The organism is Halomonas sp. LMYGS-3, assembly GCF_059509875.1.
Map to the genome: position 1 here is coordinate 15,303 of NZ_JCAKFQ010000001.1, position 15,027 is coordinate 30,329.

Annotated in this window: 17 protein-coding genes; 8 read left to right on the forward strand and 9 right to left on the reverse strand. The window is 67.2% G+C overall.

What is annotated here, in order from left to right; translation table 11 throughout:
- Positions 1–14 precede the first annotated feature (14 nt).
- Positions 15–500: a ubiquinone anaerobic biosynthesis accessory factor UbiT gene (gene ubiT, locus AC5W54_RS00070; RefSeq protein WP_495960024.1), complete on the reverse strand. Its 486-nt coding sequence runs from the start codon at positions 498–500 to the stop codon at positions 15–17.
- 458 nt (positions 501–958) lie between these two features.
- On the opposite strand from ubiT, the gene gdhA reads away from it, so the two are divergent.
- Positions 959–2,311, forward strand: coding sequence for an NADP-specific glutamate dehydrogenase (gene gdhA, locus AC5W54_RS00075; protein ID WP_495960025.1), 1,353 nt, complete (start codon positions 959–961; stop codon positions 2,309–2,311).
- A gap of 91 nt (positions 2,312–2,402) precedes the next feature.
- Here gdhA and hemN read toward each other — a convergent pair whose 3' ends face one another.
- The gene (gene hemN / locus AC5W54_RS00080) at positions 2,403–3,788 is read right to left on the reverse strand and encodes an oxygen-independent coproporphyrinogen III oxidase (RefSeq protein ID WP_495960026.1); all 1,386 of its coding nucleotides are present in this window, start codon (positions 3,786–3,788) and stop codon (positions 2,403–2,405) included.
- A gap of 223 nt (positions 3,789–4,011) precedes the next feature.
- Between hemN and AC5W54_RS00085 the strand changes: the two genes are divergently transcribed.
- From AC5W54_RS00085 to AC5W54_RS00105, 5 genes are all read left to right on the forward strand, one after another.
- The gene (locus tag AC5W54_RS00085) at positions 4,012–4,425 is read left to right on the forward strand and encodes a YbaN family protein (protein WP_495960027.1); all 414 of its coding nucleotides are present in this window, start codon (positions 4,012–4,014) and stop codon (positions 4,423–4,425) included.
- A 58-nt stretch (positions 4,426–4,483) separates the two neighbouring features.
- Complete coding sequence (locus tag AC5W54_RS00090; protein ID WP_495960028.1) at positions 4,484–4,933, forward strand: Rrf2 family transcriptional regulator; 450 nt, start codon at positions 4,484–4,486, stop codon at positions 4,931–4,933.
- A gap of 130 nt (positions 4,934–5,063) precedes the next feature.
- Entirely contained in the window at positions 5,064–5,375 is a 312-nt protein-coding gene (locus AC5W54_RS00095; protein ID WP_495960029.1) for a c-type cytochrome, read from the forward strand.
- Between the two features lie 298 nt (positions 5,376–5,673).
- Positions 5,674–6,084: a nitrous oxide reductase accessory protein NosL gene (locus tag AC5W54_RS00100; protein WP_495960030.1), complete on the forward strand. Its 411-nt coding sequence runs from the start codon at positions 5,674–5,676 to the stop codon at positions 6,082–6,084.
- A 95-nt stretch (positions 6,085–6,179) separates the two neighbouring features.
- Positions 6,180–6,740 (forward strand): hypothetical protein, encoded by a 561-nt coding sequence (locus tag AC5W54_RS00105; RefSeq protein WP_495960031.1) that lies wholly within the window; start codon positions 6,180–6,182, stop codon positions 6,738–6,740.
- 63 nt (positions 6,741–6,803) lie between these two features.
- Here AC5W54_RS00105 and AC5W54_RS00110 read toward each other — a convergent pair whose 3' ends face one another.
- The 5 genes from AC5W54_RS00110 to phnD form a co-directional block, all read right to left on the reverse strand.
- On the reverse strand, positions 6,804–8,504 hold the full coding sequence (locus tag AC5W54_RS00110; protein WP_495960032.1) for a putative bifunctional diguanylate cyclase/phosphodiesterase: 1,701 nt from the start codon (positions 8,502–8,504) through the stop codon (positions 6,804–6,806).
- Positions 8,505–8,784: 280 nt separating this feature from the next.
- Positions 8,785–9,594, reverse strand: coding sequence for a phosphonate ABC transporter, permease protein PhnE (gene phnE, locus AC5W54_RS00115; RefSeq protein ID WP_495960033.1), 810 nt, complete (start codon positions 9,592–9,594; stop codon positions 8,785–8,787).
- Positions 9,588–10,400, reverse strand: a complete 813-nt coding sequence (gene phnE, locus AC5W54_RS00120) for a phosphonate ABC transporter, permease protein PhnE (RefSeq protein WP_495960034.1) — start codon at positions 10,398–10,400, stop codon at positions 9,588–9,590. Before phnE (AC5W54_RS00120) ends, phnE (AC5W54_RS00115) begins: the two co-directional genes overlap by 7 nt.
- Complete coding sequence (gene phnC / locus AC5W54_RS00125; protein ID WP_495960035.1) at positions 10,387–11,208, reverse strand: phosphonate ABC transporter ATP-binding protein; 822 nt, start codon at positions 11,206–11,208, stop codon at positions 10,387–10,389. The genes phnE (AC5W54_RS00120) and phnC overlap by 14 nt, the downstream gene beginning before the upstream one ends.
- A gap of 89 nt (positions 11,209–11,297) precedes the next feature.
- Positions 11,298–12,308, reverse strand: a complete 1,011-nt coding sequence (gene phnD / locus AC5W54_RS00130) for a phosphate/phosphite/phosphonate ABC transporter substrate-binding protein (RefSeq protein ID WP_495960036.1) — start codon at positions 12,306–12,308, stop codon at positions 11,298–11,300.
- Between the two features lie 126 nt (positions 12,309–12,434).
- On the opposite strand from phnD, the gene AC5W54_RS00135 reads away from it, so the two are divergent.
- Both AC5W54_RS00135 and AC5W54_RS00140 read left to right on the forward strand, forming a co-directional pair.
- Positions 12,435–13,040, forward strand: coding sequence for a histidine phosphatase family protein (locus AC5W54_RS00135; RefSeq protein ID WP_495960037.1), 606 nt, complete (start codon positions 12,435–12,437; stop codon positions 13,038–13,040).
- A gap of 31 nt (positions 13,041–13,071) precedes the next feature.
- Positions 13,072–13,437 (forward strand): DUF6164 family protein, encoded by a 366-nt coding sequence (locus AC5W54_RS00140; RefSeq protein WP_495960038.1) that lies wholly within the window; start codon positions 13,072–13,074, stop codon positions 13,435–13,437.
- Between the two features lie 79 nt (positions 13,438–13,516).
- Here the strand turns inward: AC5W54_RS00140 and AC5W54_RS00145 are convergent, their stop codons facing one another.
- Complete coding sequence (locus AC5W54_RS00145) at positions 13,517–14,218, reverse strand: OmpA/MotB family protein (protein WP_495960039.1); 702 nt, start codon at positions 14,216–14,218, stop codon at positions 13,517–13,519.
- Positions 14,211–15,026, reverse strand: coding sequence for a motility protein A (locus AC5W54_RS00150; protein WP_495960040.1), 816 nt, complete (start codon positions 15,024–15,026; stop codon positions 14,211–14,213). Before AC5W54_RS00150 ends, AC5W54_RS00145 begins: the two co-directional genes overlap by 8 nt.
- Position 15,027 lies beyond the last annotated feature (1 nt).

Consider the following 15,027-nt stretch of genomic DNA (forward strand, 5'->3'; position numbering starts at 1 on the left):
TAGGATAACGGGGGTCAGTGATCGCGGCGCGCCAGCCGCTCGAGCCGTACCAGCCACTCGCCGAGGCGGCCCTGGGCCAGGCCCTCCTCGCGGCCGTCGAGCAGGTTCTTGACCGTCAGGCCCAGCTCGGTGTCGCCCTCGATCAGCAGGCGGCGCTGGAAGAACAGGGCGTCGGGATCCTCGCGGCGGGTCGCCAGGAACAGGAACTCGCGCCAGCCGCCGCGAATGGTGGCCTCGCCCCCATCCGGGCTAAGCCTGAAGCGCTCCCCCTCGAGGGTCAGTGTCAAGGTCACGCCCAGGTCCTCGACCCTCAGGGTGATGCGGCGTCCCTCGAGAGCATCGAACTCGCCCTCGGCCAGCGGCTCGGCGAAGGTGCGGTTGAGGAGCGGTTCGAGCAGGCGCCGCTTGACGGCGACGGGCACCCGCGGGTCGAGGGCACGGATCAGCCGGCTCGGGGCAGGCGGGCGCGGCAGTGACAGGGACGGGAAAGGCAGGGACATGCCAACTCTCCTGATGACGATGCGGCCAGGGCCGCCGAAACGCTCATCCTAGGCCTCATGAAAGACGCTCGCACTGACATGCGTCAAGCCGTCGTCCGCACCGTGTATCCCGATGAGCCAGTACCATATATAGACTATTGGGCAGGCTCAAGCACAAGATGTGCAAAAATGTCGCGGGGTCCCCGCTGCCGCCGCAGGGCCGGCGGCGACGGAAACGCCGGTGTCGCGGGCCAGTTCAGAAGGAGGAGCCGTTCACCCCCACCGGCCAGGGGGCTATCGTTGAACCACAATCTATTAATTAATACTAATGAGCCAGACTGGTGCACAACTTTTCACGATTTTAAAGGGATTTCGCCTCAACATAATGTCAAATCCCTGCATAACCCATGCGTTTGCTGCATAATGGTGCATTGCCTTATAGTGCTGCCGACCCGTTTCGACCGCACAGGAATCTTCCCATGCCCTACGTCCATGACACCCTCGCGGCCCTGCGCAGGAGCAGCCCGGCCCAGACCGAGTTCTACCAGGCCGCCGAGGAGGTGCTGGAGTGCCTGCGCCCGCTCTTCGAGCGCAGCCCCCACTACCTCGACCACAGCATCATCGAGCGCATCGTCGAGCCGGAGCGCCAGATCATGTTCCGCGTCTGCTGGACCGACGACGCCGGCAAGGTGCAGGTCAACAAGGGCTACCGCGTCCAGTTCAACTCCGCCCTCGGCCCCTACAAGGGCGGACTGCGTTTCCACCCCAGCGTCACCTCGGGCACCATCAAGTTCCTCGGCTTCGAGCAGATCTTCAAGAATGCCCTGACCGGGCTGCCCATCGGCGGCGGCAAGGGCGGGTCGGACTTCGACCCCAAGGGCCGGTCGGACGGCGAGATCATGCGCTTCTGCCAGGCATTCATGAACGAGCTCCATCGCCACATCGGCCCGACCACCGACGTGCCGGCCGGCGACATCGGCGTGGGGGCCCGCGAGATCGGCTACCTCTACGGCCAGTACAAGCGCCTGACCGGCCGCTACGAGGGCGTGCTGACCGGCAAGAGCCTCAACTGGGGCGGCTCCCTGGGTCGCAAGGAGGCCACCGGCTACGGCGCCGTCTACTTCGCCGAGAACATGCTCGCGGCCCGTGGCGAGACCCTGGAAGGCAAGACCTGCCTGGTCTCCGGTGCCGGCAACGTGGCCATCTACACCATCGCGAAGCTCCATGAGCTCGGCGCGACCCCTGTCACCTGCTCCGACTCCCGGGGCACCCTCCATGACCCCCGCGGCATCGACCTGGCACTGCTCAAGGAGCTCAAGGAGCTCAAGCGCGTCTCGCTGGAGGCCTACCTGGAGAAGCACCCCGAGGCTTGCTACCTCGCGACGGGCGACTACCCGGCCGACGGCCATGCGGTCTGGCGCATCGAGGGCGACGCGGCCTTCCCCTGCGCCACCCAGAACGAGCTGACCGAGGCCGACGCCGAGGCCCTGCTGGGCAACGGCGTGACCTGCATCAGCGAGGGGGCCAACATGCCCTCCACCGCCGCTGCCGTGGACCGCTTCCTGGCGGCGAAGATCGCCTACGGCCCCGGCAAGGCGGCCAATGCCGGTGGCGTGGCCACCAGTCAGCTGGAGATGGCCCAGAACAGCAGCATGGCGCAGTGGCCACTGGAAAAGGTCGACACCAGACTCAGGGAGATCATGGCCAACATCCACCGCCAGTGTGCCGAGACCGCCGCCGAGTTCAACGCCCCCACCAACCTGGTGCTGGGCGCCAACATCGCCAGCTTCCGCAAGGTGGCCGATGCCATGATCGAGCAGGGCGTCGTCTGAGCTCACTGCCGAGCTCGCGACCAGCCGGCATCGGTCGAAAGCGACACGGCGCCCCGCGGGGCGCCGTCTTCGTCTGGATTCGGCAAGGTACTCAAACGGTGCGCGAGTAGCGCCCCTCGCTGCGTGCCAGATAGGCATCGAAGGCCATGGCGGCGTTGCGCATCATCAGTCGCCCGGCGGGCAGCACCTCGATCTCGCCCTCGCCGATCGCCAGCAGGCCGTCGGCTTCCATCTCGGCGAGTTCGTCGAGGGCGTCGGCAAAGGTGTCGCGGAAGTCGATGCCGTGATCGCGTTCGATGGCGGCGAAGTCGATGCGGCCGTGGCACATCAGGGCATTGATCACATCGCGGCGCAGGCGGTCGTCGTCGCTGAGCCGGTAACCCCGAAAGACCGGCAGGCGGCCGGCCTCCAGCCGATGCTGGTACTGGGCGGTCTCCTTGACGTTCTGGCTGTAGCTGTCGCCGACCTTGCCGATGGCGGTGATGCCGAGCCCGATCATGTCGCAGTCGGCATGGGTCGAGTAGCCCTGGAAGTTGCGCTGCAGGGTGCCGTTCTCGCGGGCCAGGGTCAGCTCGTCCTCGGGCAGCGCGAAGTGGTCCATGCCGATGTAGACATAGCCGGCCGCGGAGAGCCGGTGGATGGTCAGCTCCAGCAGCTCCAGCTTGCGCTCGGGGGGCGGCATGTCCTCGGGACGGATCAGGCGCTGGGCCTTGAACAGCTCCGGCAGGTGGGCATAGCTGTAGGCGGCGATACGGTCTGGCCGCAGGGCGATGATCTTGTCCAGGGTGACGTCGAAGCTCGCCACCGTCTGCAGCGGCAGGCCGTAGATCAGGTCGACGCTGACCGACTGGAACCCCGCCTCGCGGGCCGCCTGCACCAGGGCCACCACCTGCGCTTCGCTCTGGACCCGGTTGACGGCCTGCTGGACGTCCGCATCGAAGTCCTGCACGCCGAAGCTCAGCCGGTTGAAGCCCAGCGCGCGCAGCTCATGGATCTGCCCGGGGGTGACGGTGCGCGGGTCCACCTCCAGGGACAACTCGCGCTCCTGCGGCGGGGCGAAGTGGAAGGCCGCATCCAGCGCCGCCATCAGCTCGCCGAGCTGGGCGTTGCTCAGGTAGGTCGGCGTGCCGCCGCCCAGGTGCAGCTGGGTCATGCGCCGCGAGGCATCGAACAGTGCCCCCTGGCCCCGGATCTCCTGCTTGAGCCACTCGAGGTACTCGGCGGCGCGCTCGGTGTTGTGGGTGATGATCTTGTTGCAGGCGCAGTAGTAGCACAGGCTCTTGCAGAAGGGGATGTGCACGTACACCGACAGCGGCTTGGGCGACTCGGCCCGATTGCTGCGCTCCGCCGCCGCGCGGTAGTCATCCTCGGCGAAGGCCGCGTGGAACTGCGGCGCCGTGGGGTAGGAGGTGTAGCGCGGCCCCGGGCGGTCGTACTTCTCCACCAGGGGGCGATTGAATTGCAGATCGTGTGGCATGGCGTGGAACGGCCTCTTGAAGCCTGTCTTCGAGCAACAACGGGGCAGCGCTCGCGCACCCCGCCGAATAGGGGAAGTATGCCATCCGCCATCCGCAGCGTCGGTACCCTTCAAGAGGTAGCTGACCCAGATCAAAGTAGGGAGGGCATGAGGCAGGCAGGCATTGACTTGGGCCCTTAACATTCATGTAAATTACACCTTATGACACCTCCCGGAGGACGCCATGCGGCCGACCCCGATGATTTCACGACTCGCCTGGAACACCCTGGCCTACGGCTGTATCGGCCTGGGGGCGGTCGGCGTCATGGTGCCGCTGCTGCCGACCACCCCGTTTCTGCTACTGGCCGCCTGGGCCGCCCCCAAGGGGTCGCCGCGCCTGGCACGCTGGCTGTGGTCGCACCCGCGCCTGGGCCCGACCCTGCATGCCTGGCACGCGCAGCGCGCCGTCCCCCGCCGCGCCAAGCGGCTGGCCTGGGGGCTGCTGGCGATGAGCTGGCTGGTGCTATGGCTGGGAGGGGCGCCGCACCCCGTGCTGGCGCTGACGGCGGTACTCTTCGGCGGTGTGGGTACCTTTCTGCTGATGCGACCCGATGCCGCAGCCAGGTCCATCGAGGGCGGCGGGAAAGTGGTAGAATGAAGACCGGTTAGCTCATCGTCCTTAATCGACCCCAAGCCTCGAGGCGCTGGATCCCACCATGCATCTGACCCGCTTCACCGATTACTCCCTGCGCGTGCTGCTCTTCCTGGCCGTCAAGGGCGAGGAGCGCTCCACCATTCACGAGATCGCCGAGCGCTTCGATGTCTCTCACAATCACCTGATGAAGGTGGTGCAGGAACTCAGCCACAAGGGCTACATTACGGCCATCCGCGGCAAGAACGGTGGCCTGCTGCTCAGGAAGGCCCCGGAGGCGATCACCCTCGGCGCCGTGGTGCGCGACACCGAGCACGACCTGCAGCTGGTGGAGTGCTTCGGCGACCACAACGAGTGCCTGATTACCCCGGCGTGCCGCCTCAAGCCAATACTGGGCGAGGCACTGAAGGCCTTTCTCGCCGTGCTCGACCAATACACCCTGGCCGACATGCTGGGGACGCAGCGCCCCGAGCTCGCCCAGCTGCTGCGCATCGAGCCGGCGCCCCGAGCATAGCCGGCGTGCCGAAATGGCGTATGCTGACACACGTCAGTACCTCGCCATGAGCCTGCTGGCACCATGGAACCCTTCGCCCCGGAACCCCGGGTCGCTTGAAGCCAACAAAGATGCACCATGGAGATTGGTTATGAAAAGACTGGCCGCCACCACCCTCACCGGCATCGCCGCCCTGGCACTCTCCGCCCTCGCCCAGGCGGAACCCGACGGCGAGGCGATCTACAACCGGGCCTGCATGGCCTGCCACATGACCGGCGCCGCCGGCGCCCCCATCAAGGGCGACGCGGACGCCTGGGCACCCCGCCTGGAACAGGGCCTGGAGACCCTCTATGACCACTCCATCAATGGCTTCCAGGCCATGCCGGCGAAGGGGGGGCAGGTGAACCTGAGTGACGAGGAGGTCAAGGCCGCGGTCGACTTCATGCTCGAGCCGGTGCTCTGAGACCGAGCCAGCCAGCAGGCCCGGCGGGACCACCCGCCGATGCAACGGGGCGCCATGCAGCATTCGCAGCAAGGCGCCCCGTGACGCTTCCCTCCTGAAGCCCCTTCCCCGCCACTTCGACGCTTCTACCTCCTTGGGGTTACTCCCACAGGCTTGACCCACGTCACCTGCGCCATGACCCATGTCAAGTTGGGCCTACTGGCCAGCTGGCATGATAGAGCCAATTCCAAAAGATTCATATTAAATACCTGTTTGCAAACCGCCCCACGCCACAGGTACGGAAACTAAGGACCCCTCCATGTCTCGCCGGCGCACGCTCCCCCTCCTGGCTCTCTCCTGGCTGCTCGGCCTGCTGCTGCTGGCGAGTGCCCTGCCGGTGAAGGCCATCGAGCTCGAGCAGGTGAGGCCGGACTTCCCCGAGGCGACCCGCCTCTCCCACGCCTATGTGCATGACGTGGCCGCCGCGCCCTGGGCCACGCCGGACGACGATGCCTTCATCCTGGCCAGCGAGGCGTGGTACGTGGTCGGCCATGACCGGCGCGGCGGCATGGGGCACACCCTGGCCTCGTTCCGCGAGCCCCATCACGCCGAGGCGTTCCGCGACACCCACGGCGGCCGGCTGCTCGCCTTCGCCGACATCGACCTGGCGCTGCTCGCCGAGCTGGGCGGCAGCGGCATGCCGGAGACCTCCGGACACGCCGGCCACTGAGCCTTGCCCTCTGCCCCCGAGCCCGCCGGGACAGCCTCGGCGGGCTCTGCTAGCATCCGGGAGTCGTCTCCACGCCACCCAGGATGCTGCTGCCGATGTCATCGCCGGTCACCCGCCTCGCTCGCCTGCTTCCCGCCCTGCTGATCGCGCTGGGCCTGGCCGCCTCCGCCCAGGCCACCACCTTCAACACCGGCGATGTCGAGGCCCATGGCGCCTGGCACTCGCTGACCCTGACGCTGGGCGAGGAGCGCCACTTCCGCGCCATGGAGGGGCGGAGCTACGGCGATTCGCTGCTCAGCGTCAACGTGACGCCGGGGGGCTGCGACCTGCCCTGGCTGGAGCTGCGGGTCGAGCTCGACGAGCACCAGGCCGAGAGTCGCACGGTCAACCGGGTGCCGGTCGATCTGCGGGTCGACCACGAGACCATCCACAGCGGCTGGGCCGAGTTCGTCACCCTGCGCGGCGACAGCGGCTTCTACGTGCACTTCCATCTGGAGGAGCAGCCGCTGCTGCTCGAGGAGATGCGCGCCGGCGAGACCCTGCGCCTGCGCCTGATGCGGGCCGAGGACGACCCCTGGTTCATGACCTTCGACCTCGACGGCGCCGAGGCGGCGCTGGCCCGGATGCTGCGCCAGTGCCGGGCGGCGGCCCCCTGACGGCCAGGCGTTCGGCGCAACGGCCGCGTAGCGAGGGACTCCGCCGGCGGAGTCGACGCAGGGTCAGACCACCTCCACGTCCAGTGGCAGCTCCTCGGCCGGCACCGGGCGGCCGAACAGGTAGCCCTGGAAGGCTCGGCAACCGCGCTCGGCCAGCCAATGCCGGTGGGCCTCGCTCTCGACGCCCTCGGCGATCACCTCGAGCTCCAGGCTGCGGGCCAGCGCGATGATGGTGGCAACGATAGTGGCATCGGTGGGGTCATCGAGCAGGTCACGCACGAAGGACTGGTCGATCTTCAGTTGGTCCAGCGGCAGCCGCTTGAGATAGGCCAGCGACGAATAGCCGGTACCGAAGTCATCCAGGGCGAAGCCGACGCCCAGCGCCTTGAGACGCTGCATCTTCTCCCGGGCGTCTTCGCTGTCTTCCAGAAAGAGGGTCTCGGTCAATTCCAGCTTGAGCCGCTCGGGCTTCGCTCCCGTGGCGACAAGGATGCGCTCGAGTCGCTCGACGAAATCGGGCGCCCGGAACTGGGCACGGCTGACGTTCACCGCGATGGTCAGGTGGTCGGTGGCCGGCGCTGTCGCCCACCCGGCGAGCTGCCGGCAGGCGGTCTCCAGCACCCAGAGCCCCATCGGCACGATCAGGCCATTCTCCTCGGCGACGGGAATGAACACCTCCGGCGATACCAGGCCGCGCTCGGGGTGCTCCCAGCGCAGCAGCGCCTCGACGCCGGTGGTCCGCCCCTCGTCATCGACCTGAATCTGATAGAAGAGCCGCAGCAGCCCATCGGCGAGGGCCTGTCGCAGGTCGGCCTCGAGCCTGGCCCGCTCCATGACCCGGGCCTGCATCGCCGGGTCGAAGAAGCACAGCGCATGGCGACCCGCCGCCTTGGCCTGGTACATGGCCAGGTCGGCCTGCTGCAGGATATCGTTCACCGAGGCGTAGTCATCGGTGAACAGGGTAATGCCGATGCTGCCGCTCACCTGGCAGCGCATCGTGCCCAGCAGGCAAGGTTCCACCAAGCTCGCCAGCAGCTTCTCGCCGACCCGCTCGGCCACCATGGCGGCCTCGTCGGCCTCCCGCCCCAGGTCGTGCAGCATCACCACGAACTCGTCGCCGCCCAGGCGCGCGATGGTGTCGGTCTCGCGGGTGATGGCGGTGAGTCGCTCGGCGATGGTCAGCAGCAATTCGTCGCCGCGGTGATGTCCCAGGCTGTCGTTGATGGTCTTGAAGTTGTCGAGGTCGATGAACATCACCGCCCCATACTCGCCGCTGCGCCGGCTCTCCTTCAGTGCCGACTCGAGCCGGTCGATCAGCAAGCGGCGATTGGGCAGGCCGGTCAGGGGGTCGTAGAAGGCCAGCTGGTGGATCTCCTCCTCGGCGGCCTTGCGCTCGGTGATGTCGCTCAGGGTCGCCACGTAGTTGGTGACCCGGCCGTCATCGTCCTTCACCGCACTGATGGTCAGCCACTGGGGGTAGATATCGCCGCTGCGGCGACGGTTCCAGATCTCGCCCTGCCAGCGGCCCCTGTCGCCGAGGGTGTGCCACATGCGCTGGTAGAAGAGGTCGTCATGGCGCCCGGAGTGGAAGACCCGCGGGGTCGCGCCGATGATCTCCTCGGCGGCATAGCCGGTGACCTGGTGGAAGGTGGTGTTGGCCTGCAGGATCCGCCCGTCGGCATCGGTGATGAACATGCCGAGGTGGGTCTCGAAGGCCAGGGCGGCGATACGCAGCTGGGCCTCCTGCCCCTGGCGGCGGGCCATCTCCCGCTGCCGTTCGGCGAGGGCCTGCCAGCGACACCAGCGCCTCCGCCTTGCGCCCTGCCGCGATACCACCCTGCCCCTTGTTGTTGTTGTCATTGCCAGTGCTGCCCCTGGTCCCTGCTCGCCTGCCCGACGGAACCTCATTGGGCCCAGCGGCACATCACGATGTATCGGCCCCCGGCCGGAAACGGCGCCTCCCTGCCCTTACCTCGATGCCCCCCTCCATGGCGGGCGCCCATTATGCCAGCATATGGCCCGGTAGCCGACAACCGACAGGGGCCTAGATCACCTTGCGCCTCAGCAGGCCGGTGACCGCCTCGCCGATCAGCACCAACACGATGATGGCGATGAGGATGGTGGCCACGGTGGGCCAGGCGAAGGTGTCGATGGACCCCTGCAGGATCACGCCGATGCCGCCGGCCCCCACCAGCCCCAGCACCGTGGACTCGCGGATGTTGATGTCCCAGCGCAGGATGACGATGGCGAAGAAGGCCGGCATCACCTGGGGCACGACGGCGTAGGCGATCACCTTCGCCTTGGAGGCGCCGGTCGCTTCCATGGCCTCCACCGGGCGGCGGTCGATCTCCTCGATCGCCTCGCCCATCAGCTTGCCGATGAAACCGATCGAGCGGAACATGATCGCGAGGATCCCCGCCAGCACCCCGGGGCCGAAGATCGCCACGAACAGCAGCGCCCAGATGATGGTGTTGACCGAACGGCTGGAGACCAGGATGAAACGCCCCAGCCACAGGCAGGCACGGTTGGGCGTGGTGTTCTGGGCGGCGATATAGGAGACCGGCAGGGCGATGAAGATCGTCAGCATGGTCGCGAGCGTGGCGATGTGCACCGTCTCGATCATCGCATTGATGATCTCCCCCAGGCGTCTGGGATCGGGTGGCCACATGCGCGCCCCCAGGCGCGAGATCTGGTTCGGCGCGTCCCAGACCCACGGCCAGAAGATATCGATGTCGCGCACCGCCCAGTAGACCACCATCATCGTCCCCAGCAGGACGGCGTAGCGGATCAGGCGTTCCTTGCGGTCGTAGCGCCGCCAGACGCGATCGGCCAGCAGGTCGGCTTGATCTACCATATCTTCTTCCTCACCCAGCCGCTGATGCCCTCGCTGACCAGGATCACCGCGATGATGATCAGCAGGATGGCGAACGCGAAGTCATAGTCGTAGCGCCCGAAGGCATTCATCAGGGTGCCGCCGATGCCCCCGGCGCCGACGATGCCGACCACCGCGGAGGCCCGCAGGTTGCTGTCGAGCTGGTACATGGAGAGCCCCACCTGGCGCGGCAGGATCTGTGGAAACACGGCATAGACCAGGGTGGCGAAGTAGCCCGCGCCGGTCGCCTTCATGGCCTCGACCTGCCCCCAGTCGATCTCCTCGATCTCCTCGGCGAGCAGCTTGCCGACGAAGCCGATGGAGTAGAGGGTCAGGGTCAGCACGCCCGCCAAGGGGCCGAAGCCCACCGCGGCGACGAAGAGGATGGCAACGATCACCGGGTGGAAGCTGCGCGAGACGATGATCACCGCACGACCCAGCAGATAGATTGGCTTGGGCGCTACGTTCTTGGCCGCCATCACGGCGAAGGGGATCGACAGCATGACGCCCAGCAGGGTGGCCAGGACGGCGATCTGCAGGCTCTCCTTGAAGCCGGTGAGCAACAGACCGCCGCGCTCGAAGCTCGGCGGGAAGCCACCGCCGAAGATACGCGCCGCCCGCGGCAGCCCTTCGGCGATGCGCTCCCAGTTGAACGGCAGGCTGCCCAGGGCCCAGATCAGGTAGGCCACCACCGCCAGCCACAGGCCGTAGCGCAGCCAGGGATTGGCGATGAAGGGCGGCTTGCGCCAGGTCCGGGGCGCCGTCCCGGTGGCGTCAGAGCGGGTCATGGGTCACTCCCCGCTCACCCTTTTTCGGCTTCTCTGCGGCGGGTGGCGTGGTGAGGTCCTCCTCGGGCGCCTCGATGCCGCCGTAGATGGCGTCCAGGGCGTCCTTGGTGAAATCGCCGGGCGCCCCATCGAAGATCATCTTGCCGTGACGCAGGCCGACGATGCGTTCGGTGTAGGCCTTGGCCTGGGCCACGTTGTGGATGTTGATCAGCACCGGCAGCGACAATTCGCTGGCCAGGCTCTGCAACAGCTTCATGATCTGCTCGGAGGTGCGGGGATCCAGTGAGGCGGTGGGCTCGTCGGCGAGCAGGATCTCCGGCTCCTGCATCAGCGCCCGCACCACCCCGACCCGCTGGCGCTCGCCACCGGAGAGGGCGTCGGCGCGCTTGTTGGCATAGTGGGCGATGCCCACTCGCTCCATCAGGGTGAAGGCGCGTTCGATGTCCTCGCGGGGGTAGCGCCGGGTGATCGCCTGGTAGAGATTGACGTAACCGAGCCGGCCGGCCAGCACGTTCTCCATCACCGTGAGGCGATCGATCAGGTTGAAGCCCTGGAAGACCATGCCGATCCGGCGCCGGGCGCGGCGCAGCGCGGCGCCCCTGAGGTTGACCAGCTCGTTGCCGTTGAGCCGGATCGAGCCCGAGGTGGGTTCGACCAGGCGATTGATGCAACGCAGCATGGTGCTCTTGCCGGCCCCCGAGGCGCCGACGATGGCGACCACGCTGCTGCCCTCCACCACTAGGTCCAGCTCCTTGAGTACCGGCTCGTCGTTCCCATAGCGCTTGACCAGCTTCGAGATCTCCAGCATTCACCCACCTCGCTATGCAGAAACCGACCCCCGGCCAGCGGCCGGGGGCTCACACCGTCTCGGACAGGAGACCCGCAGGTCTGTCAGGCTTACTCCTGATCCAGGTCTTCGCGGGTGTAGCGAACGTCGTTGGCCTGCTGGATGGTGCGGATCACCTGCCAGTCCTCCTCGTAGTTGATGGGGATAAACTTCTCCACGCCCTCGAACTCGTCGCCCAGGGCGGTCCCGACGAAGTCGAAGCTGAAGAAGGCTTCCTCGATCTTCTCGACCAGGTCGGGGTGCAGGTTGTGGGCGTAGTTGTAGGAGGTGGTGGGGAAGCGGTCGGACTCGTAGATGATCTTGACGTCCTCCTCGTCGTAGAGGCCACGGGCGGCCATCCGCTCGACCACCTCGGACGCCACCGGGGCGGCGTCGTAGTCCCGGGCCACCACGCCGAGCATCGACTGGTCGTGGCTGCCGGAGTAGACCACCTCGTAGTCCTCGTCGGGGACGACGCCGAGCTCGGGGAACAGCGCCCGGGGCGCCTGGTTGCCGGAGTTGGAGGTCGGCGAGGTGTGGGCGACCCGCTTGCCCTTGAGGTCCTCCATGCTGTCGATGCCGGAATCGACATGGGTATAGACCTGCAGGGTGTAGCCGAACTGGCCGTCATCGGAGCCCATCAGCGCGAAGGGTACGGCACCGGCCAGGTTCACCGCGAAGGGCGTCGGCCCGGTGGAGAACCCGGCGATGTGCAGGCGACCACTGCGCATCGCCTCGACCTGGGCCGAGTTGGACTGCACGGCGAAGAAGCGCACGTCCCGCCCGGTCACCTCCCTGAGGTGATCGATGAACGGCTGCCAGATATCGGAATAGATGGCCGGGTCTTCCACCGGGGTAAAGGCGAAGATGAGGGTATCGGGGTTCGCCCACTCCGACTCATCCGCCGGCAGGTCGGCGACCATGTCACCATCCTCGTCGCAGTAGAGGCTGTCGAGATCGCCCCGGGGGCAGTCGGCGACTGCCGGGGAAGCGAAGGCCAGCAGAGCCAACGAGGCGCTGGCCAGGGCCGCGGCGAAGAGCTTGCCGGAGTCGAGTTTCCTGGATACAGGGAGCGTGTTCATGGCGTGTCTCTCTTTGGCTTGTAGTTATTATGATAATGGCAAAGCATTGATCGAAAGCGAACACAGCATGGCTCGTATGCTCGATTTCGAACACGACACTCTCAATCTAGGAGTCTTGACGATAGCATGTCAACCGAATTCCTCAACGCCCCCGAGGCCTGGCGCAACCGCTACCTGTTGATGCGCCACGGCCATAGCCTAGCCAACGCGCAGGGGCTGATCATCAGCGACCCACGCGCAGGCCTTACCGACTACGGACTCTCTGCCGAGGGCGAGGCGCAACTCGCCCGGCTCGTCGACGCCTGGACCTGGCCCCGCCCCACCCGTATCCATCACTCGGACTTCCTGCGCACCACCCAGACCGCGGCCCGGGTGGCGGCGCGCTTCGGCCTCTCGCCCTGCCCCGAACCACGCCTGCGCGAGCGTCACTTCGGTGACTTCGAGGCCCGTTCCGCCGAGCTCTACCTCAGCGTCTGGGCACAGGACGAGCGCGACCCGTCCCACCGGATCCATGGCGTCGAACCGGTGGTCGCCGTGGCCGAACGGATGCAGGCAATGATCGCATCGCTGGAGCAAGACTTCAGCGACGAGACGGTGCTGCTGGTGAGCCATGGCGACCCGCTGCAGATTCTGCTCACCGCGCTGGAAGGACGACCGTTGAATCGGCACCGGGACCGCCCCCCCTTGATGCCGGCGAGCATCACCCTGCTGGAAGGAGGGCGCATGGCATAATGGGCATCCATCGATGGCGGGAGTAAAGACAGTGGCGGCACTGCTGTTTCGGCTGAACAACGTACCCGACGAGGAGGCCGAGGAGGTACGCCGGCTGCTCGCCGAGCACGGCTTCGATACCTACGAGACCCGCGCCGGTTTCTGGGGGCTGGGCGTGGCGGCGATCTGGCTGCGCGACGAGGCTCAGCACGAGGCCGCCCGCGAGGTGATCGACCGCTATCAGCAGGCGCTGGGCGAACGGGTGCGACGCGAGCGACACGAGCTCGACGCCCGCGGCCTGGGCCCCAGCCTGTGGCGCCACCTGCGGCGACACCCCTTGCGGGTGGTGCTGCTCACCGCCGCGGCCGTGGGCATCCTGGCCCTTTCCCTGCTTCCCTTCCTGGGGCTGATCGACTGACTCGAACGCCCCCGCCCCCCGAGCGTTGACCGCAAGAGCATCGAGCGAAGGCTCATGACGACGCCCGGGTCGCGTGGTGTCAGCCCTGCTGGAGCAACAGCTCCACCCGGCGGTTGGCGGCACGCCCAGCGGCGCTGTCGTTGCTCTCCAGCGGCTGGGTATCGGCATAGCCGATGGCCCGCAGCCGCGTCGCCGGCACGCCCTGCTCGGCAAGGTAGCGCAACACGGCGATGGCGCGCCCGGTGGAGAGCTCCCAGTTCGATGGGAAGCGTGGCGTGGCAATGGGGATATCGTCGGTGTGCCCCTCTACCGAGACCCGGCCATCGAAGTCGGCCAGGGTAGCGACCAGGCCGCGCAGGATCTCGCGGCCGCCGGCAGTGAGTTCGGCCTGGCCGCTGGAGAACAGCAGGTTGTCGTCGATGCGCAGAGTGACGCCCCGATTCCCCTCGACGACGCTGACCCCCTCGATCTCGAGCCCCCGGAAACGCGGCTGCAGGCCATCGTGGCGGGGCTGAAGTCCCGATGCCATCACGCCGATTGCGCCCCTGCTGCCGGCCACCGCCTGGGCGGCCGACTCGGCCATCGGCGACACCTGGCGCGTCGCCTCGCCGCCGTGCTCGCTGCCGGTCACCCTCAGGCCGTTGCCGGCCAGCGACAACAGCAGCACGAACAGGGTGATCAGCAGGGTGAGCACATCGAGGTAGCTCACCAGCCAGCCTTCACCATCGTCGCCCCCCGGCGCCTCCGGCAGCAGCGACTCCCGGGCGTGTCGATCAAGCATGCTGGCCGACCTCGTCGCCGCCCGGCCGGGGCTTGCCGGGCTCACGGATCTCGTCATGGTAGTTGGCCACGAAGGAGTTGAGCGTCTCCTCGATAAAGGAGGGCAGGCGACGCTTGGTGATCAACGAGATCCCCTCGAGCACCATGTTCATGGCGATCAACCGCTCCTCGGTGCGCCGCTCGAGCTTCACCGCGATGGGCTTGAACACCAGGTTGGCCAGCAGGATGCCGTAGAAGGTGGTGAGCAGCGCCACCGCCATGCGCGGGCCGATCACGTGCAGGTCGCCGGCCTCCATCACCTCGAGCATGTTCACCAGCCCCACCAGGGTGCCGATCATGCCGAAGGCCGGGGCATAGGTGGCCATGGTACGGAAGATCTGCGCCTCGGCCTGCTCGCGGGCCTTGAGCCGGGCGATGCGCCAGCGCAGCAGGTCGAAGATCTCCTGCTCCCGGGTGTTGGCGATCACCAGTTGGATGCCGGTGCGCAGGAAGGGGTTGCGGGTGTGCTCCAGGGCCTCCTCCACCGCGCGCACGTCGCCCTTGAACCACAGCCGCGACATGTCCACCAGCTCCTTGATGTCGTCACGGGTGTAGGTGTTCTCGCGGCGGAATACCAGCCCCACCAGGCGAACCACCCGCACCACCTCCTTGAGGGGGTAGCTGATGAAGGTGGCCGCCATGGTGCCGGCCAGCACGATGGCCAGTCCCGGCAGGTTGATGAAGCTCTGGGGCGACTCGGCGGTGAAGAGCAGGACGCTGGCCAGCAGCACGCAACTGGCGAAGATACCGATGAGCGTCGACGGGTTCATG